The organism is Pseudomonadota bacterium, assembly GCA_016195085.1.
Taxonomy (GTDB): domain Bacteria; phylum Pseudomonadota; class Alphaproteobacteria; order SHVZ01; family SHVZ01; genus JACQAG01.
Genome location: JACQAG010000055.1, coordinates 134,328 through 153,547 on the forward strand (window position 1 = coordinate 134,328; position 19,220 = coordinate 153,547).

Sequence of the window (19,220 nt, forward strand, 5' to 3'; positions counted from 1 at the left end):
GATGACCATCGCCGCCCCGGACGCCTCGGTGGTCGAGGAACGGATTTCCGTCGCCTCGAACTGGACCTTGGTGTGGTGGCGATTCCGCAAGCATCGCCTGGCGCTGTTCAGCACCTTCATCTTGTTCTGCTTCTATGCCGTGGTGATCTGCCCGGATTTCTTCAGCACCCAGCATCCCGAGCTGGCCGAAGCCCGCCAGGCCTTCATACCGGTGCAGGGGCTGCATCTGTTCGACGATGGCAGCTACAGCCCGTGGGTCCCCGGCATCGTCGGCAAGCGCAATTCGGTGACCCTGCGCGTGGAATGGGGTGTCGATCCGCAGCGCAAGATGCCAATCGGCTTCTTCGTCGAGGGCTACAAATACCGATTGCTTGGCCTGTTCACGACCACGGTCCATCTCGTCGGCCCGCTCGACAAGAGCCAGCGCATGTTCCTGCTCGGATCGGATCGGCTGGGCCGCGACCAGTGGTCCCGCCGGATGCACGGCACCCAGACCTCGATGACCATCGGTCTGGTCGCCGTGGCGCTCAGCGTCATCCTCGGAGTGCTGCTCGGCGGCATCTCCGGCTATTACGGCGGCTGGCCTGATCAGATCATCCAGCGGCTGATCGAACTGCTGCAATCGGTGCCGACGATTCCGATCTGGCTGGCGCTGTCGGCCGCCCTGCCGCGCGACTGGACGCCAACCCAGGTGTTTCTGGCGATCACCGTGATTCTTTCGCTGGTCGGCTGGACCACGCTCGGCCGCGAAGTGCGCGGGAAATTCCTCGCCTTGCGCGAGGAGGATTTCGTGCTGGCCGCCGATCTCGCCGGCGCTAGCCGGCTCAGGATCATCATGCGCCACATGGTGCCGACCTTCCTCAGCCACATCATCGCGACCAGCTCGCTGGCAATTCCGTTGATGATCATCAACGAAACGTCGCTGTCGTTCCTCGGCCTCGGCATCCGGCCGCCGGCGATCAGCTGGGGCGTGCTCCTGCAAGAGGCGCAGAACATTCAGACCTTGGCGTTGGCCCCCTGGCTTCTCACCCCCGGGCTGCTCGTGATCGTCGCCGTCCTGGCCTTCAATCTGGTTGGTGATGGGCTGCGGGATGCCTCCGATCCGTACAGCCGCTGAAACCGGCGAAGATCAGCCGCTGCTGTCGGTGCGCGATCTGCGTGTCTCGTTCGTCCTGGACGAGGGCACCGTGCGCGCGGTCGACGGCGTTAGCTTCGATGTGCTGCCCGGACAGGTGCTCGGCATCGTCGGCGAAAGCGGCTGCGGCAAAAGCGTCACCATGAAGGCGCTGTTGCAGCTAGTCGAAGAACCCGGACGCATCGCCGGCGGCCAGATCCTGTTCCGCCGCCGCACCGGGAGCGGCGATGACGGGCTGGACGAGGTCGTAGATCTGGCAAAGCTGCCGCCGCGCGGGCCGGCGATCCGGGCGATCCGTGGCGCCGAGATCGCGTTGATCCCGCAGGAACCGATGGCGGCGTTCAGCCCGGTTCACACCGTCGGCGACCAGATCATCGAGGCGATCCTGCTGCACCAGCGCCAATGGCGCCCGGAGGGCCGCGGACTCAGCCGCGGCGAGGCTCGCGAGGTCGTCGTCGACCTGTTTCGAGACGTCGGCATCTCGATGCCGGAGCAGCGCGTCGACGCCTATTCCTGGCAGCTCTCGGGCGGCCTGCGCCAGCGTGCGATGATCGCCATGGCACTGTCGTGCAAGCCGCGTCTCTTGATCGCCGACGAACCGACGACGGCGATCGACGTGACCACCCAGGCCCAGGTTCTGGCGCTCCTGCGCGAGCTCAAGCGCAAATACGGTACCGCCATCATTTTCATCACCCACGATCTGGGGGTGATCGCCCAGATGGCGGCCTACGTCGTCGTGATGTATCTCGGGCGTGTCATGGAGCAGGGCCCCGTCGACACCATCTTCCATGCGCCGAAGCATCCCTATACCCGTGCCCTGCTCCGCTCGATCCCGAGCCTGCACGGTGCGACGCGGGTGACGCTACCGACGATCAGCGGCGCCCTGCCCCATCCGTTCAACCGCCCGCCGGGCTGTCCGTTCCATCCTCGTTGCGACGACGTCCGGCCCGAGCAGTGCATGAAGCGCGTGCCGCGTCTCGAACCCGTCGCCGAGGACCACTCGGTCAGCTGTTTCCTCTATCACGACATGGCCGACCCGCAATGACGGTCCCCCCGCCCCCCGCTAAGGCTTCGGCGCCGCTGCTCGACGTGCGCGGCTTGCGAAAATTCTTTCCGATCGTGAAGGGTGTGTTCCGCCGGGTCGCCGGGCAGGTTCGCGCCGTCGACGACGTCAGCTTCACGCTCAGCGAAGGCGAGACGCTCGGGCTGGTCGGCGAGAGCGGCTGTGGCAAGACCACAGCATCGCGCTGCATCCTCAGGGCGATCGAGCCGACGGATGGCCAGATCCTGTTCCGCACCCGCGACAGCCGGGTCGTCGACTTGGCGCCGATGTCACGATCCGAGTTGCGGCCGTTGCGCGCCGATATCCAGATGATCTTCCAGGATCCGTTCGGGTCGCTCAACCCGCGCATGACCCTGTTCGACAATGTTGGCGAACCGTTGCTGGTCAACGGCCTGACCAACCGGCGCGAACGTACCGACCGCGTAGCCGACTTGCTGAAGCTGGTCGGCTTGCGGCCGGAATTCATGCATCGCTTCCCGCACGCCTTCAGCGGCGGCCAGCGCCAGCGCATCGGCATCGCCCGTGCCCTGTCGACCAATCCGCGGCTGGTGGTCGCCGACGAACCGGTCTCGGCACTCGACGTGTCGGTGCAGGCACAGGTGCTGAACCTGCTGCTGGAGCTCCAATCTCGCCTGCGCCTCACTTTCCTGTTCGTCGCCCACGATTTGTCAGTGGTGCGTCACATTTCGGACCGAGTGGCCGTGATGTATGTCGGCCAACTGGTCGAGCTAGCGGCGACATCGGCGGTGTTCGAGCGCCCCCGGCATCCCTATACCGCCGCATTGATGCGCGCGGTACCGGTGCCGGACCCGCGCGTGGCGGCTGGCGACGTTGTCCTCAAGGGCGAGGTGCCGAGTCCGGCGGCACCGCCGTCCGGCTGCTATTTCCACCCGCGCTGCCGCTTCGCCGAAGAGCGCTGCCACCGTGAGGCACCGCCCTTGCGCGAGGTGACTCCAGGCCATTTCGCCCGCTGCCATCTCGCCGAGCAGCTGGATCTGGCTGCCCTCTGAGCTGGTGCCGTCGAGAAGCGTGGGGCTGAGTATGCCGGGTAGAATCCCGTCCAGCTTACATTGCCAGGCCGACTGGTTCCGGCGCCTGGGTTCGACATTCAACGGCGCGGTCAGCGAGCTGCTTGCCGAAATCCGTCACCTGGTAGCTCAGCATCCGCCGCTCCTCATGGCTGTGCGCCGCTGGTCGACCCGCTGGCGCCGAGGCCGGGCACCGTCCGGTATTGGAATGACTGCTCGAGCTGCTGGCGGTAGGGGTTCGGATCGAGCGGCGTGCTCCGCTTCTTCAGTTGGTCATCCGGACCCCAGCGGTAGACTTGGCACTCGGTGGTGCGGTCGCGATAGAAGTAATAGCTGGTATCCGGCTTGGCTGCGGCGGCGCGATCGCTCAGATTCCACTCCGCCTTGGCCACACCCAGAATGCCGGGCCCGATCGGACCGTTGAACACGAAGCTATAGGCATAGAGCTCGTTCTGATTGAACCGGCCATTGGCGCAATGGGTGCTGAGCTCGGCGTCGAGCACGCCCACCTCCCAATAGGGAAGCTGGCTGTAGTGAACGCTGACATCGCGTCGCTGCGCGTCGGCCGCAGGAGCGATGCAGATTAAGAGGATCGCAAGCGCGAGGTGTCGTCTGAGCATGATCGCCTACCCGCTCAACTTTAGCATGACTCGCGCGCAATCTTCGTACCACCCGGTCGGGTTTCGGGACATGTACGCAAGGCGCACGCACGCCTCCCGAGGAGCGGTCGGGATCGGATGGACAACCGACTGACGGGGCGCGGCTAATGTGCCGGTTCCGAAGTTCGCCGGCATCGCCGGCGAACTTCGGAACGGTCGGCACATTTTATATTCAATAAGCTAGTGTCGACCTGAATCTGAAATTCGTGGCCACGAATTTCAGATTCACGACACTAGCGCGGGGCGGGGGCGCCGCGCTGCTGAGGGACCGCCTTGAACTGATAGGATTGCTCGACCAGCGGCCGGTAGGGATTGAAGTCGAGCGGGGTGGCACCCTGCTTCTTCGGCTGATCGGCGGCACTCCAGCGGAAGACCTGGCAATTCGTCGTGCGGTCGCGATAGAAATAGTAGCTGGTGTCCGGCTTCGCCGCGCCGGCGAGGTCGCTGAGATTCCACCCGGTCTTGGCAACGCCGACGACGCCCGGCCCGATCGGTCCGTTGAAGACGATGCGAAAGGAATAGATGTTGGTCTCGTTGAAGCGACCATTGGCGCAGAGCGTGCTCAACTCGGAGTCGAGGACCCCCACCTCCCAATAGGGGAGCTGGCTCGTCTGCATGTTGACGTCGCGCTGCTGCGCCTCGGCCGCGCCGAGGGCGAGGAGGACAAGGACGGCGGCCATGGCAAGGTGCCGGAACATGGCCAACATTCTACCACGAGTCGCCCCTGACTTGCAGGCGCCGGCGCCGGGCATTGCGCAAGGCCCGCCTCGCCTTCTAGGCTTGATCATGCAGCATTTAAGGCAAGGACACGCGGTGCCATGACCCAGCGCATCACCAGGCGCCGTCTTGGCCACCTCGGTCTCGGCGCCGGCGCCGCCTGGGCTTTGGCGGGAACCGGCGCCGCCGACGCCGAGACCGGCGGCAGCATCCTGGTGTTCGCCGCCGAAGCGCAGCCGCCCACCCTCGACATGCATTTCTCGACCGCGGTCGCCACCCGCAACATCGCGCTCCACATGTTCGAGCAGCTCGTCACGCGCGATGAATCGAACCGGCCGATTCCAGAGCTGGCGCAATCCTGGGAGACGAGCCCCGACGGCCTCGTCTACCGCTTCGCGCTCCGTCGCGGTATTCAGTTCCACAACGGCAAGGAGCTGACCTCCGCCGACGTGCTGGCGTCGTTCCGGCGGTTTCAGCGCATCGGGCTCGCGCGCAGCCTCTTGAATCCGGTCGCCGCCATGGAAGCCCCGGATCCCGATAGCTTCGTGCTCACCTTGAAGCAGCCGGTGCCGGTGATGATCGAGCAGCTGAGCCAGTTCGGCGTGCCGCTGGTGATCTATCCGGCGGCGGAAGCCGAGAAGGACGGCGGCCGCGCCCAGCTCATCGGCACCGGGCCTTACCGCTTTCGCGAATGGATCCCCGACAGCCATGTGCGCCTCGAGCGCTTCCAGGACTATCGCCCGGACCAGCGCTATCCCGGACCGACCGGCTTCGGCGGCCGCAAGCGGGCGCTCATCGAGGTCGTCGAGTTCCGCTTCGCCACCCAGCCCGGCGCCCGGGTGGCCGGGCTCGAGACCGGCCAGTTCCAGGCGACGGAGGACGTGCCGCCGAAGAACGCCGAACGGCTGAAGCAGAACCCGGCCATCACCCTCTATCCCTTGCGCCGCTACGGCCAGCAGGTCGCCTGGGTCAACCATGCCCGCCCGCCGACCGATACGCTCGCGATCCGGCGCGCGATCCAGATCGGCCTCGACATGGAAGAGATCATGGAGATCGCCAATGACGGCGCCTACGATCTCGGGCCCGGCTTCCAATATCCGGGCAATCCCTACTACGTCGAGGACGGCCAGGAGTTCTACAACGCGAACCGGCCCGATGCGGCACGCCGCCTCATGGCCGAGGCGGGCTACAAGGGCGAAGAGGTGGTGCTCCTCACCAACTCGACCTTCACGCCGCACTACAATGCGGCCTTGGTCATGGCCGAGCAGTTGAAACGGCTCGGCTTCAAGACCCGCCTCGACGTGTTCGACTGGCCGACCGCCACGGCCAAGCAGCGCAACCAGGCGGATTGGAATTTCTGGTTCACGGTGCAGGGCACTGGCCCCTCGGTCGGGCCGTTCAGCGCCTATCAGAACCTGATCTCGCCGCAGAACCAGGCCTTCGTTCCCGATCCCGTGCTCGACCGCTGCTACGAGGAGATGATCACCGGCGCCACCTTGGAGGAGCGCAAGCGTGCCTTCGGCCGTTTCCAGGCTCGGGTCTACGAAGCCGTGCACCTCATCAAGTTTGGCGATCAGACCAAGATCCAAGCAACGCGCTCCACCGTGAAGGGGTTTCGCCCCTTCCGCATTCCGCGGCTCTGGGATGTGAGCATCGAAGGGTGATGAGCCGCATCGTCCGCCTACCCTTGGTCGGCGAAGTTCCCCCGCTTCATACCTACGTATAGATGCGAAGGCGCAAACGCTGGGCGAGGCTGGCACGAAATTGCCATGGCTCGGCTGATCCGGGCCTGGCACGGCCTCTTTCCTGGAGCCCTTGCCATGATGCCCATGAAACAAAAGCCGGTCGTCAGACCGGACATGCGGCTTGGGTTGATCGTCCGCTTCACCTTGCTCGCAGGCGCGGCCGGCCTGTTGGCGCTCACCACCGCCACGATCCTCGTCAGCTTCGGCAGCCTGCTGGCGCGGGTGATCTTCGCCTTCACGGTGAGCGTGCCGCTCTACGTGCTGTTCTATTGCCTGCAGCACACCTGGGCGCGGCTGTTCCCGCCGACTGTTTTGACCGCCTCACCCCCGCACCGTCACGGGCTCAATGACGGCGAAGCCCCCGCCGGGCGCATCGCCGCCGCCCGCATGAGCTGACCCAAGCCGCCCAATATTTCTCAGGAAACCAAAGGGATAAGGTGGGGCGAGCGACCGGGCTTGAACCGGCGCAGTCCGGATCCACAAATCGACTCTCTATCTGTAAGGCGCTGACCTAGCGTGACGTCAGGTCGCGCGCCTCGGCGCGGCCGACGGGGCTTGCATGGGGTGGTCGGTGGGGCTTGCAATGGGGTCGTGGCAAGCTTAGTTTATACGCATACCATACACACAGATTTAGATTGTGACCGGTAACGCGTATGTGTATTTTATACACATGAACGCTAAGGACGTGATCAAGTTGCTGAAGTCCGATGGCTGGCTCGAGATCCGGGTGAAAGGCTCGCACCACATCTTCAAGCATCCGACCAAGACGAGCCTCGTCGTGGTTCCGATGCATGGCTCCAAGGATCTTGGGGCAGGTCTTTTGAGAGCAATCGAGCGCGGCGCGGACGTGAAATTGAGGAGCAAATAAAATGGTGGCGAAAGTCTTTCACACGATCCTCTTTCAAGAGCCGAGCGCCGCGCCCAGCGATGGCTGGGGCGTGATCTTCCCGGACTTCCCTGGTTGCGTGAGCCAGGGCGATACGACCAACGCAGCGATCGCCAACGGAAAGGAGGCGCTCGAGCTTCTGCTCGAAGTCATGGCCGAGGAGGGCCGCACGATCCCAGAGCCGATTGATCTCGAAGAGACGCCGGATTGGGTCCAGGAGATCCCCATGGGTCGGATCTGGCACGCGCTGATCCCGATCGAGCCGCCCGGCCGCAGCATCCGCATCAATATCACCATGGACGAGGGCCTCATCAGCCGAGTGGATGAAGCCGCAAAGCGCGAAGGCACCAGCCGGTCGGGCTATCTCGCCGAAGCCGCGCGCCAGAAGCTCGATGGTTGGCATCGGGACATGACGGGTCGCATCGCTTCGGACGCTGGCCGGTCTTTGTCGGAAGCCGGCACATACGAAAAAGGATCCCGCGCACGTCCGACGACGAAGGCCAGCCGGCGTGGGGCTTAAGGCCGACCCGGAAGGGACGTCAGACGGTCAGATGCGCCGGCCCGCGCCGTCAAGAAGCGCGGAAGCACCGCTTAGATCAACGGGTTAGGTGGGGCGAGCGACCGGGCTTGAACCGGCGACCTCTAGATCCACAATCTAGCGCTCTAACCAACTGAGCTACGCCCGCCGCCGACGCTGTCTTTAGACTTAAGCTGCGGATTTCGTCAAGCAACGGGTCGGTCGGGCCGCCGGCTTCGGCAGCCGTTGCGCTCGATCCTTGCGAGACAGGCGGGCCGGTGTCGTCAGCGCCGCGGCTGGAACAGCTCCACCAGATTGCCCGAGGGATCGGCCAGCAAGATCTGCTTTCCGCCCGGTCCGGAGATGATGTCGTTGCGAAAGCTGAGCCCGGCTGCGCGGAGGCGCTCGACCTCGGCCGCGAGGTCGTCGACGATGAGCTGGATGCGGTTCCAGCCGCCGGGTGCGGGCTGCTTTCCGTCCGGCATTGGACGGCCGGCGGAGCTGGTCTTGCCGCTCAGCAGCAATCTCAGATCGCCCAGCCTCACATCGGCAAAGGCCGGCGCCATGCTGGTGAGCTTGGTGAAGCCCAAATGCTGCGTGTACCACGCGAGCGACGCGTCGACGTCGTCGACCATGTAGCGCACATTCACGGTTGCCGTGGTCATTGGTTAGACGAGCTCCTCGGTGGCATTTCCAACGTTCAGGCGCGGCGTGCGGCCGGTCCGGCGAAGTGCCGCTCGAGCCGGGCCAGCGCCTCGTCCAGCACCTCATCGCGCTTGCAGAAGCAGAAGCGCACATAAGCCCTGGGAGCAGGCTCGCCCAGGTAGAAGGCGCCGACCGGGACGGCGGTGACACCGGCCTCCACGGTGATGTAGCGGCAGAACGCCTCGTCATCGCCCTTGAAGCCGAGCGGACGGAAATCGGCGATGACGAAATAGGTCCCCTCGCATTCGAGCAGCGCGAAGCCGATGCGGGCAAGACCCTCTGCGAAGCGGTCGCGCTTGGCCTGCATGGCGCCCCGCAGGCTTTCGTAATAGTCATCGCCCTTGGCGAGACCATAGGCGACGGCGCGCTGCAGGTTGGGCGGCGTGGTGAAGACCAGAAACTGGTGGGTCTTGCTCACCGCCCGGATCAGCGCCGGGGCGGCGGAGACGTAGCCGACCTTCCAGCCGGTGAGCGAGAAGGTCTTCCCCGCCGAGCCGATCCTGACCGTGCGCTCGCGCATGCCCGGCATGGCAATGAGCGGGTGGAAGCGATGCCGGTCGAAGACGATGTGCTCATAGACCTCGTCGCACACCGCATAGCAATCATGCCGCACCACCAGCTCGGCGATGAAGCGGAGCTCGTCCAGGGTGAACACCTTGGCGGCGGGATTGAGCGGGTTGTTGAGCAGGATGAGCTTGGTCTTCGCTCCGAAGGCGCGCTCCAGCTCCTGGCGCGGCAGGCGCCAATCCGGCGGTGTCACCCTGACCGATCTCGGCACGCCGCCGGCGCGGCGGATGATCGGCGCATAGCTGTCGTAGAGCGGCTCGATCAGCACCACCTCGTCGCCGGGCTCGATGAGGCCGAACAAGGCGGAGGCCAGCGCCTCGGTCGCCCCGGAGGTCACCATGATCTCGCTCTGCCAATCGAAATCCATGCCGTGGAAACGCTTTTCGTGCTGGGCCACCGCTTGGCGCAGCTCGGGCACGCCCAGCATCGGCGGGTATTGGTTGGGATGGCGGCGCAAGGCCTCGGCTGCCGCCTCGACCACATCGGAGGGGTCCATGCCGTCCGGGAAGCCTTGGCCGAGATTGACCGAACGATGCTCGATGGCGAGCCGGCTCATCACCTCGAAGACGCTGGTGCCATAGCTCGAGAGCACGGAGTTGGCGGGCTTCATTCGGGTCCGGCCGGGTTCAAGCGGAGGCGAGCCTCATAGCATGGCCGGCAGCGCAGGCGGAAGCGACCCCGTCGGCGGCCAAGAGGGCTCAGGTCGGCTCGGCCAGGATCGCCGTCCGCGTGATCACGCGGTCCGCCGGGAAGATGGCGGCCACGCGTGTACCCTTGCCGGGCGCGCTGTCGATCTCCAGCCGACCGCCATGCAGCTCGACCAGCGACTTGACCAGCGGCAGGCCGAGGCCGGTGCCGGAATGGCGGCGGTTGAACTCGTTCTCGACCTGGCGAAACGGCTCGAGCGCGATGGCGATTTCGCTGTCGGTCATGCCGATGCCGGTATCGACCACCGTCAGGCTGACGCCGCCATCATCGCGCTGCTCCAGGCCCACATGCACGGTGCCGCCCTCTTCGGTGTATTTGATCGCGTTGGAGAGCAAATTGATCAGCACCTGCTTCAGGCGCATGGTATCGCCGCGCAGCTGCGGCAAATCCTCGGAGATCGTCGAGGTGAGGCGGATTCCGCCCTGCTCGGCTTGCTCGCCCACGAGCCGCATGCCCTCCTCGATCAGCCGGCTGAGATCGATCTGCTCCTCGTGCAGGGCAAGCCCGCCGGCCTCCAGCTTGGCGATATCGAGCAGGTCGCCGATGAGCGAGAGCAAGTGCTGGCCGGCACCGTGGATGTCGCGGACATAGCCGCGCTGCCGGTCGCTGAGCTGGCCGAAATGCCCGAGCACGAGGGCCTCGGAGAAGCCCAGGATGGCATTGAGGGGCGTGCGCAGCTCATGGCTCATATTGGCGAGGAATTGCGACTTCGCCCGGTTCGCCATGTCGGCGCCTTCCTTGGCCTTGATGAGCTGCGCCAGGATCTCGCGCTCGGGTGTGACGTCGACGATGTAGCCGTCGTAGAAGACGCGATCGTCGCCGGCCTCGCTCACGCTGTAGCCGACCTCGCGCACCCAGCGCTGACGGCCGGTGCCGGGATGGGTGATGCGGAACTCCAAACGATAGGGCTGGCCCTGCCCGCGCCGGCGCTGGATGGCCGCACCATAGGCTTCCCGGTCCTCGGGCGCGATGCTGCCGCGCCAAAGCCGGAGATTGGCCTTGCCCTCCGGCGCTAGAATGCCGGCGATCTCCTGGGCGTCGCGACCGTAGAGGCGCGCGCCGCCGCCGGGCTGGCCGCGGTAGAAGATGATGCCGGGGATGTTCTCGACCAGCGTGCGGAATCGGATCTCGCTCTCGCGCAAGCCGGCGACCGAACGGGCACCCTCCGACAGGCGCCGATAGAGCAGCACGGTCAAGGCCGCCAGCCCGAAGCTGATCAAGGCGCCGAGGATCGGCTGATAGACGACATCGACGCGCCAGGATGCCAAGACCTCGTCTTCGCTCAGGCCGACCATCACGACCAAGGGCGTGCCGGGGACCGCCCGGTACGCGGCGATGCGCGCGACTCCGTCGATCGGCGACACCAAGCGAAAGTTGCCCTGAGGTGCTGCCGGCAACAAGGCGCGATACTGCGGCAGATCGGCGAAGCCCTTGCCAACGATGCCGTCGTCGAAGGGAACCCGGCCGATGAGGACGACGTCGCGCCGGAACAGATTGATGATCCCCTGCTTGCCGACATTGATCGAGCCGTAAAACTGCTCGAGCATCGACCATTCGATGAACGCCACCACGACGCCGGCGAAGCTGCCATCGGCCGTCGCGCGACGCCGGCTGATCGGCAGGATCTTGTGTCCCGAGACTTGGCTGGTGATGACGGCTTCGACATCGAGGCCGAAATCCGGATTGTCGCGATGGACGGCAAAATACGGTCGGTCGGAGAAGGAGAAGACATCAGGCGGGTTCGCGCCGCTGTTGTATTCGGCCCGCCCCTCGGCATCGAGCACGATGATGGTGCGGACGAGCTTGTCGGTCGGCTTCAGCTGCCGCAGCGCTTCGACCAGCGCCCCTTGGCTCGGCGGCGGCGAGGTCTCGCTGCGCGACAGGAGGTCGAGGACCGAGATCAGAACCAGATCGACCCGCTGCACCGTCTCGCCGGCATGGGCGGCGAGCAGGCCGGCAAGCGTGGCCGTGCGCTCCTCGGCCGCGCTCAAGATGCGCCGATGGTCGAGCCAAAGATTGAAAGCGAGCAGGCTGGCGCCGATGAGGATCGTCAGCGCCGCGAACGCGGCTAGGGCGTGGGGCAAGTCGAGCCTCGCCCCGCCGGACCCCCGCCTCGATTGCCCCGCCCCCGCTGGGGTCATCGGCGCTTCCCCCTTGCCTGCCTCATCTTGCCGCGAAGCCGGGCAGGTTAACCGCTGGTCGGCTCGGCCGCCACAGCGACCGGCATACGATGGCATTCACCAGGAGAACCGCATGGATCGGCCATTTCCGTCAACCGCCGCATGATCGCGGCCTCCTTTCTATGCAATCCTCTGGCGAGTGCCAATGCGCTCGTCGCAATCGACCGCGGACGGCCTGGGCGGAGCGTGGCGGAGGGATGTCGGGTCGATGCGCCGGCACTGGTGTCGGTGCGCTGCCTCTATGACCGGTGGCGCCAGGCTGAGAGGCGGCCCAGCCGCCGTCGCGGCGGAGCGGCGCGCAGCCGGCGTCTCGGCGACCAGGGAATGAAGAAGCCGGCGGCCGTAGCGATCGCCATCGCCATGCTGAGCGCCAAATCCAGATCGAGCGAGCCGTAGAACACGGCGAATACCCCCGTGCCGACGATCATGGCGAGGTTGGTTTCGGCATCCCACCGGAAGCGCCGGACCAGTGGCGGCGCCGGTACTTTCGTGCCTCCGATCATCGGCCCCTCCCGGACGCTACGATGCCCCAGCGGCGCTTCCGGACCAAGCCCCCTTCCACACGGCTCCGGCGCTCGGGCATAGTGCCGCGCCGAGCAATCAGAGGATCATGAGGAGTGAGCGCGATGGTGGTGATGGCTGAGCGGATGAGCGTGCTCGGCACCGAGACGGCCTTCGAGGTGTTGGCCCGCGCCAACGCGCTGGCGGCGACCGGCCGCAGCATCATCAATCTCGGCATCGGCCAGCCCGACTTCAAAACCCCGGCCCACGTGGTGGAGGCCGGTTGCAAGGCGCTCCGCGACGGGCATCACGGCTATACCCCGGCGAACGGCATTCCGGCCTTGCGCGAGGCGGTCGCCGCCGATTTGCGCCGCCGCTACGGCGTCGAGGTCGACCCGGGCTTGGTCCTGGTGGTGCCGGGCGGCAAGGTCACCATGTTCTTCGCCATCATGATGCTGGGCGAGCCCGGCGCCGAGGTGCTCTATCCCAATCCGGGCTTTCCCATCTACGAGTCGGTGATCCGCTATTCCGGCGCCACGCCGGTCGCCATCCCGCTCCTGGAACAGCACGGCTTCGCCTTCTCCGCCGAGGACGTGCTCGGGCGCATCACCGCAAAGACCCGGCTCATCATCCTCAACAGCCCGGCCAATCCCACCGGCGGCGCCGTGCCCAAGGCGGAGTTCGACAAGTTCGCAAAGGGCATGGAGCGCCATCCCGGGGTCGCCATCCTCGCCGACGAGATCTACGGCCAGATGCTCTATGACGGGCGCCAGCATGTGAGCCTGCTGACCTACCCGGCGCTCAAGGAGCAGGTGATCCTGCTCGACGGTTGGAGCAAGACCTACGCCATGACCGGCTGGCGGCTGGGCTATTCGGTCTGGCCGAAGGCGCTCTTCCGCGGCGCCGAGCAGCTCGCCATCAATTGCCATTCCTGCGTCAACGCATCGGCGCAATATGCCGGGCTCGCCGCCTTGACCGGCCCCCAGGACGACGTCGCCCGGATGATGACGGCGTTCGATGAGCGAAGGCGGGTGATCGTGGGCGAGCTCAACCAGATCCCGGGCTTCCGCTGCGTCGAGCCGGGGGGCGCCTTCTATGCCTTTCCCAACATCGAGGCGACCGGCCTCGAGGCGAAGGCGCTGCAGACCAAGCTGTTGGAGGAGGCGGGTGTGGCGGTGATCGCCGGGACTAGCTTCGGGGCCCATGGCGAGGGCTATTTGAGGTTCTCCTACGCCAACTCGACCGAAAATATCCGCGAGGCCATAAGCCGGATTCGCACCTGTCTTCGAGGGACTCTGCTGAAACATTAGCCAACTGGCCTATTTATTGTGCAATATAATGCTCCACCAAGCGGTCGGGACGCGGCTGCAAGCCCCTCTCGCTTCTGGCACAAGCCATGCAAATCATAGGCGACGGGCCGGTCTTCCCTCGAGGAGAGGGTGCCGGCCCGCATTGCCTGCCCTGGGGGCGCATGGGGTGGATACGGCGTCAGCCGCCCGTCGCCGGTGCCTCGAACGGCCGGTCCCAAACTCAGTCTGCAAAGAAGTCCAAGCGATGAAAAAGATCGAGGCGATCATCAAGCCTTTCAAGCTCGACGAGGTGAAGGAGGCGTTGCACGAAGTCGGCATTCAGGGGATCACGGTGACCGAGGCCAAGGGCTTCGGCCGGCAGAAGGGCCACACCGAGCTCTACCGGGGTGCCGAGTATGTCGTCGACTTTCTGCCCAAGGTGAAGATCGAGGTGGTGCTCGAGGATGGCATGCTCGACCGCGCCGTCGAGGCCATCCAGCGCGCCGCCCATACCGGGCGCATCGGCGACGGCAAGATCTTCGTCACCTCGATCGACGAGGCGATCCGCATCCGCACCGGCGAGCGCGGCGCGGACGCGCTCTAGCCCGTCACCCGCGCTGGATCCGGCACGGACCGGTGCTAAATTCCATCCCCGCATGACCTAAGAGCAACAGAGGAACCGCGATGTCCACGCCGAAAAAGATTATGGAATTGATCAAGGAGCACGACGTCAAATACGTCGATCTCCGCTTCACCGATCCGCGCGGCAAATGGCAGCACCTGGCGCACTCCATTAGGACCGTGAGCGAGGATACGCTGACCGAAGGCTTCATGATGGACGGCTCCTCGATCGCCGGCTGGAAGGCGATCAACGAGAGCGACATGACCCTGATGCCGGATCTGTCGACCGCAGTCCTCGATCCCTTCGCCGCCCAGCCCTCGCTCATCCTCATCTGCGACACGCTCGAGCCCTCGACCAACCAGCCCTACACCCGCTGCCCGCGCTCGGTCGCCAAGCGATCGATCGCGCATCTGGCCGCGACCGGAATCGGCGACACCGCCTATTTCGGCCCGGAGGCGGAGTTCTTCGTGTTCGACGACGTCCGCTACAAGGTGTCGATGAACAAGGTGTTCTACGAGGTCGACTCCGAGGAAGGCCCGTACGCCACCGACAAGAAGTTCGAGGAAGGCAATATGGGCCATCGGCCGCCGATCAAGGGCGGCTACTTCCCGGTGCCGCCGGTCGACTCCGCCTCGGATCTCAGGGCCGAGATGCTGACGCAGATGGAAGAGATGGGCCTCGACATCGAGAAGCACCACCACGAGGTGGCGCCGGCCCAGCACGAGCTCGGCATCAAGTACGACACGCTGGTGAAGTGCGGCGACAACATGCAGATCTATAAGTACTGCGTGCACATGGTCGCGCACTCCTACGGCAAGACCGCCACCTTCATGGCCAAGCCGATCAAGGGCGACAACGGCTCGGGCATGCATGTGCACCAGTCCATTTGGAAGAAGGGCAAGCCCCTCTTCGCCGGCAACCTCTATGCCGATCTCTCCGAGACGGCGCTCTTCTACATCGGCGGCATCATCCGCCATGCGCGCGCCATCAACGCGTTCTCCAACTCCACCACCAACAGCTACAAGCGGCTCATTCCCGGCTTTGAGGCGCCGGTGCTCTTGGCCTATTCCAGCCGCAACCGCTCGGCCTCCTGCCGCATCCCGCATGTGGCGAGCCCGAAGGGCAAGCGCGTTGAAGTGCGCTTCCCCGATCCCATGGGCAATCCCTACCTCACCTACGCCGCCATGCTGATGGCGGGCCTCGACGGGATCCAGAACAAGATCCATCCGGGCGACCCCATCGACAAGAACCTCTACGACTTGCCGCCGGAGGAACTCAAGCAGGTGCCGACTGTGTGCGGCTCCTTGCGCGAGGCCTTGGGCGAGCTCGACAAAAACCGCGCCTTCCTGACGAAGGGCGGGGTGTTCTCCGACGATTTCATCGACAGCTACATCGAGCTGAAGATGGGCGAGGTCTACGCCATGGAGCACACGCCGCATCCGATCGAGTACGAGATGTACTACTCGGTCTGAGCTAAGCGCTCACGCGCTCGGCGAGCGGCCCCGTCGGGAAACCGGCGGGGCCGCTTTCGTTTCCGTCAACCCTCCCTGGACGCCGAAAGCAGTCCAGGGGGTCGGTCAGGCGAGTCTAACGATGAGCGGAGCTCAGATAGAGTATCCGTGCTCGCCATGCACGGCGAGGTCCAACCCTTCCGCTTCCGCCTCGGTGCTGACCTTGAGTCCAACCAGCGCCGCCGTCACCTTCACGATCGCGTAGCTGAGACCGCCAGCCCATATGATCGTGGCGACGGCGCCCAAGATCTGCACCGTGAGCTGGTGCCAAACCGTCACCTGCAATCCCAGACCGCCCAGGGCGCCTGCGGCAAAGAAGCTCACCAACACGACGCCGATGGTCCCACCGACGCCATGCACGGCGAACACATCGAGAGAGTCGTCGAGGTCGATCGTCCGCTTGACGATGCGGGCGGCAAAGTAGCAGACCGCGCCTGCGCTCAGGCCGATCGCGAGAGCCCCGATCGGACCGACGAAACCCGAAGCCGGCGTTATCGCCGCAAGGCCGGCAATGGATCCCGAAACCAGCCCGATAAGGCGCGGCCGCCGATCGTCGAGCCATTGCACCGCCATCCAGGTCAAGGCGGCGGTGGCCGCGGCCACATGCGTTACCACCATGGCCATTCCCGCATTGCCATTCGCGGCCAAGGCGCTGCCGGCATTGAAACCGTACCAGCCGACCCAGAGCATGGAAGCTCCGGCCATGGTCATGCCCGGGCTGTGCGGGCGCTCGGTGTCTTGAGGGTGTCCCTTGCGGTGACCGAGCATCGCCGCCATGACGAGCGCCGAAGTGCCGGCGCTCAAGTGCACGACAAGCCCTCCGGCAAAGTCCATGACCCCGAGCTCAGCGAGCCAGCCGCCGCCCCAGACCCAATGCGCGATCGGCACATAGACGATCAGCGACCACAGCGTCGAAAACACCACTACTGCGCCGAACTTGATGCGCTCGGGATAAGCGCCGACGATCAGCGCCGGGGTGATGATCGCGAAGGTCATCTGGAACATGAAGAAAACGGTTTCCGGAATGTCGCCGGTGAGCGAGTCCGGACCGACGCCGGCAAGAAGCGCCTTGCCGCCGCCTATCCATTGGTTGGCCGAGCCGCCATCCCCGAAAGCAAGCCCATAACCCACGACCAGCCAGAGGACGGAGATCAGGCAACAGATGGCGAAGCAATGCGCCAAGACCGAGAGCACATTCTTCGAGCGAACCAGCCCGGCGTAAAACAGTGCCAGGCCCGGTAGCGTCATGAACAGGACGAGGGCCGTGGCGGTCAGCATCCAGGCGGTGTTGCCGGGGTTGAGCCCGGCCGGCTCGACAGCCAGCGCCGATGCCGGAAGTAGGGCAACGCCACCGAAGACCGTCAAACTCGTCGCCCAGATCGTGAGGAGATGGCATCGCCTCGGAAATCCAAGCCACACGGGATTGGGACGGACGCGCCGGCATGCATTGCTTGCCATCGGCTGGACGAGGGTCATCGTTGCCATGATCGCCGCTCCCTCTGAGTTCATTGCTCCGCTAAACCGATCGAACGGCACTATAGACCGGTATTGCCCATTCTTTAGGCAACTCGGCATCGCGCGCGGGTCGGTCGCCCGTGCTCCGGCAAGTTCAATTGAGTTTTCGGCGCCTTGCGAAGTAGAGCCCCAAGAGCGCCCAGGCATCAGCCATCGCTTGCCTGGCGCGGGCACATAGCCGTCCTGACAGGGTGAGGGAGACGTATCGAAGACCGGCAGGCTGCCGACCGATCGTCAAGCGGTCGCCAGTAATGGACGGCCACGTGCCCGACGAGCGGCCGCGCGTCGTTAATGGTTTGCTAAGAATTAGATCTTATTTTAGGCAAAACCCGTTAAGCGCCGTTTAACGGCACCATGGAGTAACCCATGAGCATCTCTGGCATTTCCGGTGCAAATTACTCCGCCTACAGTCCGCCGCTGGCGCCACCCCAAGGCCCTTCGCAGGCGAGCGACCCCAATGCCGCTGCTAGCAATGCGGGCCCGGCGCAGCCGGCGAGCGCCGTCAACCCGCCTGCCTCCACCAACGGCCCGACCGGTCCAAGCCAGCCGTCCGCCTCCTCCGGCCTCGGCCAGAACCTCAATATTTCGGTCTAGATCGAGCCGCGCCACCGGCTTTGGACACGGCGATTGCTCCGCGTTCCGGGCGCGGCGCCGCCTCGACTCTGGGTGAGGTCCACGACAAAAGCAGCAGCTAGCCGCGCATGATGTCGGAGCGATCACCCATGTCGTCGGATTGGGCGTCAACCAGCTGCTGACGGATCCGGAGACACCGCCGACGCCGGGTGCTGGATACCAAGACGTACTACTCGGTCTGAGCGACCAGCATTTTGGTCTCAAAGAGCGGCCTCGCCGGGCGATTGGCGAGGCCGTTCTGGTTGCGGCCGAGCATCGCAGAGGCTAAGAGGCCATAGGGTGCTGGGACGCCGTCTCCGCCTTTCACACGCGCTCCGGGACCATCACCATGACCGAGCCTCTGTTCGAGATCTGCGTCGAGGGTGTCGACGGGCTAGTCGCCGCCGAGGCCGGCGGTGCCGACCGGGTCGAGCTCTGCGCCGGCCTCATCGAAGGCGGCCTCACACCGAGCCTGGGCATGGTCAGGCAAGCGCTGCGATGCGCCCGCGTTCCCTTCCACCCGATCGTCCGCCCGCGCGGCGGAGATTTTCTCTATTCCGCGGCCGAGTACGCAAGCATGCTGGAGGACGTGGACGCAATGCGCGGGCTCGGCGTGGCCGGCGTGGTGATCGGCTGCCTCAACGCCGACGGTGCCGTCGACGAGGGGCGCACGGCCGAACTGGTGCGGCGCGCGCGGCCGATGCGAGTCACCTTCCACCGCGCCTTCGACATGGCCCGCGACGCCGATGCGGCGCTGGAGGCGCTGGTCCGCTCAGGCATCGATCGCGTGCTGACCAGCGGGCAGCATGCAATGGCTCTCGAGGGGCTGGAGACGCTGAAGCGTCTCTCCGCGCGTGCCGGCGACCGCATCGTCATCATGGGGTGCGGCGGGCTCAACCCCGACACCATCGGGCGCGTCCGGCGCCAGGTTCCCTTGCGCGAGTTCCACTTCTCGGCCCCTCGGGAAGAGCCGAGCGGCATGGTCTTCGCCAACCCGCAGGTGAGCATGGGCGGCACCGGGAGAGCGCGCGAATACCTCACCACCCGCACTGACAGCGAACGCGTGCGCGCGACGATCAAGGCCGCCCGCGCGGCTCTGGGCTAGGTTTACCCGTCTGGCAAATGTAGTCGAGGCGACCGCGTGCGAACTGCCACCGAGCAGTTCGCAAAACGCGTGGGCGCTCGGATCTGCATTGCGGTCCTCTACCCAGCACCCTGGGATCACAATTCGCTGGCCGTCATCAGACCCCACGGCCTTGC

At 65.4% G+C, this 19,220-nt stretch carries 19 protein-coding genes and 1 tRNA gene; 12 read left to right on the forward strand and 8 right to left on the reverse strand.

What is annotated here, in order from left to right; translation table 11 throughout:
* The first annotated feature begins 1 nt into the window (after position 1).
* The 3 genes from HY058_16685 to HY058_16695 are packed head-to-tail and all read left to right on the forward strand — an operon-like array spanning position 2 to position 3,208.
* Entirely contained in the window at positions 2–1,117 is a 1,116-nt protein-coding gene (locus HY058_16685) for an ABC transporter permease (protein ID MBI3498933.1), read from the forward strand.
* Positions 1,092–2,180: an ABC transporter ATP-binding protein gene (locus tag HY058_16690; GenBank protein MBI3498934.1), complete on the forward strand. Its 1,089-nt coding sequence runs from the start codon at positions 1,092–1,094 to the stop codon at positions 2,178–2,180. Before HY058_16685 ends, HY058_16690 begins: the two co-directional genes overlap by 26 nt.
* On the forward strand, positions 2,177–3,208 hold the full coding sequence (locus tag HY058_16695) for an ATP-binding cassette domain-containing protein (GenBank protein ID MBI3498935.1): 1,032 nt from the start codon (positions 2,177–2,179) through the stop codon (positions 3,206–3,208). Before HY058_16690 ends, HY058_16695 begins: the two co-directional genes overlap by 4 nt.
* Before the next feature lie 164 nt (positions 3,209–3,372).
* On the opposite strand, the gene HY058_16700 is transcribed toward HY058_16695, so the two are convergent.
* Both HY058_16700 and HY058_16705 read right to left on the reverse strand, forming a co-directional pair.
* A complete protein-coding gene (locus HY058_16700; protein MBI3498936.1) occupies positions 3,373–3,846 on the reverse strand; it encodes a hypothetical protein in 474 nt (157 codons plus the stop codon).
* A gap of 272 nt (positions 3,847–4,118) precedes the next feature.
* On the reverse strand, positions 4,119–4,583 hold the full coding sequence (locus HY058_16705; protein MBI3498937.1) for a hypothetical protein: 465 nt from the start codon (positions 4,581–4,583) through the stop codon (positions 4,119–4,121).
* A gap of 120 nt (positions 4,584–4,703) precedes the next feature.
* On the opposite strand from HY058_16705, the gene HY058_16710 reads away from it, so the two are divergent.
* The 4 genes from HY058_16710 (at position 4,704) to HY058_16725 (ending at position 7,753) form a co-directional block, all read left to right on the forward strand.
* Entirely contained in the window at positions 4,704–6,266 is a 1,563-nt protein-coding gene (locus HY058_16710) for an ABC transporter substrate-binding protein (protein MBI3498938.1), read from the forward strand.
* A 105-nt stretch (positions 6,267–6,371) separates the two neighbouring features.
* Positions 6,372–6,743, forward strand: a complete 372-nt coding sequence (locus tag HY058_16715; protein ID MBI3498939.1) for a hypothetical protein — start codon at positions 6,372–6,374, stop codon at positions 6,741–6,743.
* Positions 6,744–7,017: 274 nt separating this feature from the next.
* Entirely contained in the window at positions 7,018–7,215 is a 198-nt protein-coding gene (locus HY058_16720) for a type II toxin-antitoxin system HicA family toxin (GenBank protein ID MBI3498940.1), read from the forward strand.
* A gap of 1 nt (position 7,216) precedes the next feature.
* On the forward strand, positions 7,217–7,753 hold the full coding sequence (locus HY058_16725) for a type II toxin-antitoxin system HicB family antitoxin (GenBank protein MBI3498941.1): 537 nt from the start codon (positions 7,217–7,219) through the stop codon (positions 7,751–7,753).
* 89 nt (positions 7,754–7,842) lie between these two features.
* Here the strand turns inward: HY058_16725 and HY058_16730 are convergent.
* The 5 genes from HY058_16730 to HY058_16750 all read right to left on the reverse strand — a co-directional run bounded on the left by HY058_16730 (position 7,843) and on the right by HY058_16750 (position 12,413).
* Positions 7,843–7,919: transfer RNA gene (locus HY058_16730), tRNA-His, on the reverse strand.
* Positions 7,920–8,034: 115 nt separating this feature from the next.
* Positions 8,035–8,415 carry a VOC family protein gene (locus tag HY058_16735; GenBank protein ID MBI3498942.1) on the reverse strand — a complete coding sequence of 127 codons (381 nt, stop codon included), beginning with the start codon at positions 8,413–8,415 and terminating at the stop codon, positions 8,035–8,037.
* A 35-nt stretch (positions 8,416–8,450) separates the two neighbouring features.
* The gene (locus HY058_16740) at positions 8,451–9,632 is read right to left on the reverse strand and encodes an aminotransferase (protein ID MBI3498943.1); all 1,182 of its coding nucleotides are present in this window, start codon (positions 9,630–9,632) and stop codon (positions 8,451–8,453) included.
* A gap of 88 nt (positions 9,633–9,720) precedes the next feature.
* On the reverse strand, positions 9,721–11,814 hold the full coding sequence (locus HY058_16745; protein MBI3498944.1) for a PAS domain-containing protein: 2,094 nt from the start codon (positions 11,812–11,814) through the stop codon (positions 9,721–9,723).
* A 335-nt stretch (positions 11,815–12,149) separates the two neighbouring features.
* Positions 12,150–12,413, reverse strand: coding sequence for a hypothetical protein (locus HY058_16750; protein ID MBI3498945.1), 264 nt, complete (start codon positions 12,411–12,413; stop codon positions 12,150–12,152).
* Positions 12,414–12,536: 123 nt separating this feature from the next.
* Here HY058_16750 and HY058_16755 point away from each other — a divergent pair, with 123 nt between their 5' ends.
* The 3 genes from HY058_16755 to glnA all read left to right on the forward strand — a co-directional run bounded on the left by HY058_16755 (position 12,537) and on the right by glnA (position 15,794).
* Positions 12,537–13,721: a pyridoxal phosphate-dependent aminotransferase gene (locus tag HY058_16755; protein ID MBI3498946.1), complete on the forward strand. Its 1,185-nt coding sequence runs from the start codon at positions 12,537–12,539 to the stop codon at positions 13,719–13,721.
* A 244-nt stretch (positions 13,722–13,965) separates the two neighbouring features.
* Complete coding sequence (locus HY058_16760) at positions 13,966–14,304, forward strand: P-II family nitrogen regulator (GenBank protein ID MBI3498947.1); 339 nt, start codon at positions 13,966–13,968, stop codon at positions 14,302–14,304.
* Positions 14,305–14,384: 80 nt separating this feature from the next.
* Positions 14,385–15,794, forward strand: coding sequence for a type I glutamate--ammonia ligase (gene glnA, locus HY058_16765; GenBank protein MBI3498948.1), 1,410 nt, complete (start codon positions 14,385–14,387; stop codon positions 15,792–15,794).
* Between the two features lie 132 nt (positions 15,795–15,926).
* On the opposite strand, the gene HY058_16770 is transcribed toward glnA, so the two are convergent.
* Positions 15,927–17,291 (reverse strand): ammonium transporter, encoded by a 1,365-nt coding sequence (locus HY058_16770; GenBank protein ID MBI3498949.1) that lies wholly within the window; start codon positions 17,289–17,291, stop codon positions 15,927–15,929.
* A gap of 423 nt (positions 17,292–17,714) precedes the next feature.
* Between HY058_16770 and HY058_16775 the strand changes: the two genes are divergently transcribed.
* Both HY058_16775 and HY058_16780 read left to right on the forward strand, forming a co-directional pair.
* Positions 17,715–17,942, forward strand: a complete 228-nt coding sequence (locus HY058_16775) for a hypothetical protein (protein ID MBI3498950.1) — start codon at positions 17,715–17,717, stop codon at positions 17,940–17,942.
* A 367-nt stretch (positions 17,943–18,309) separates the two neighbouring features.
* Positions 18,310–19,065: a copper homeostasis protein CutC gene (locus tag HY058_16780; GenBank protein ID MBI3498951.1), complete on the forward strand. Its 756-nt coding sequence runs from the start codon at positions 18,310–18,312 to the stop codon at positions 19,063–19,065.
* The last annotated feature ends 155 nt before the right edge of the window (positions 19,066–19,220 follow it).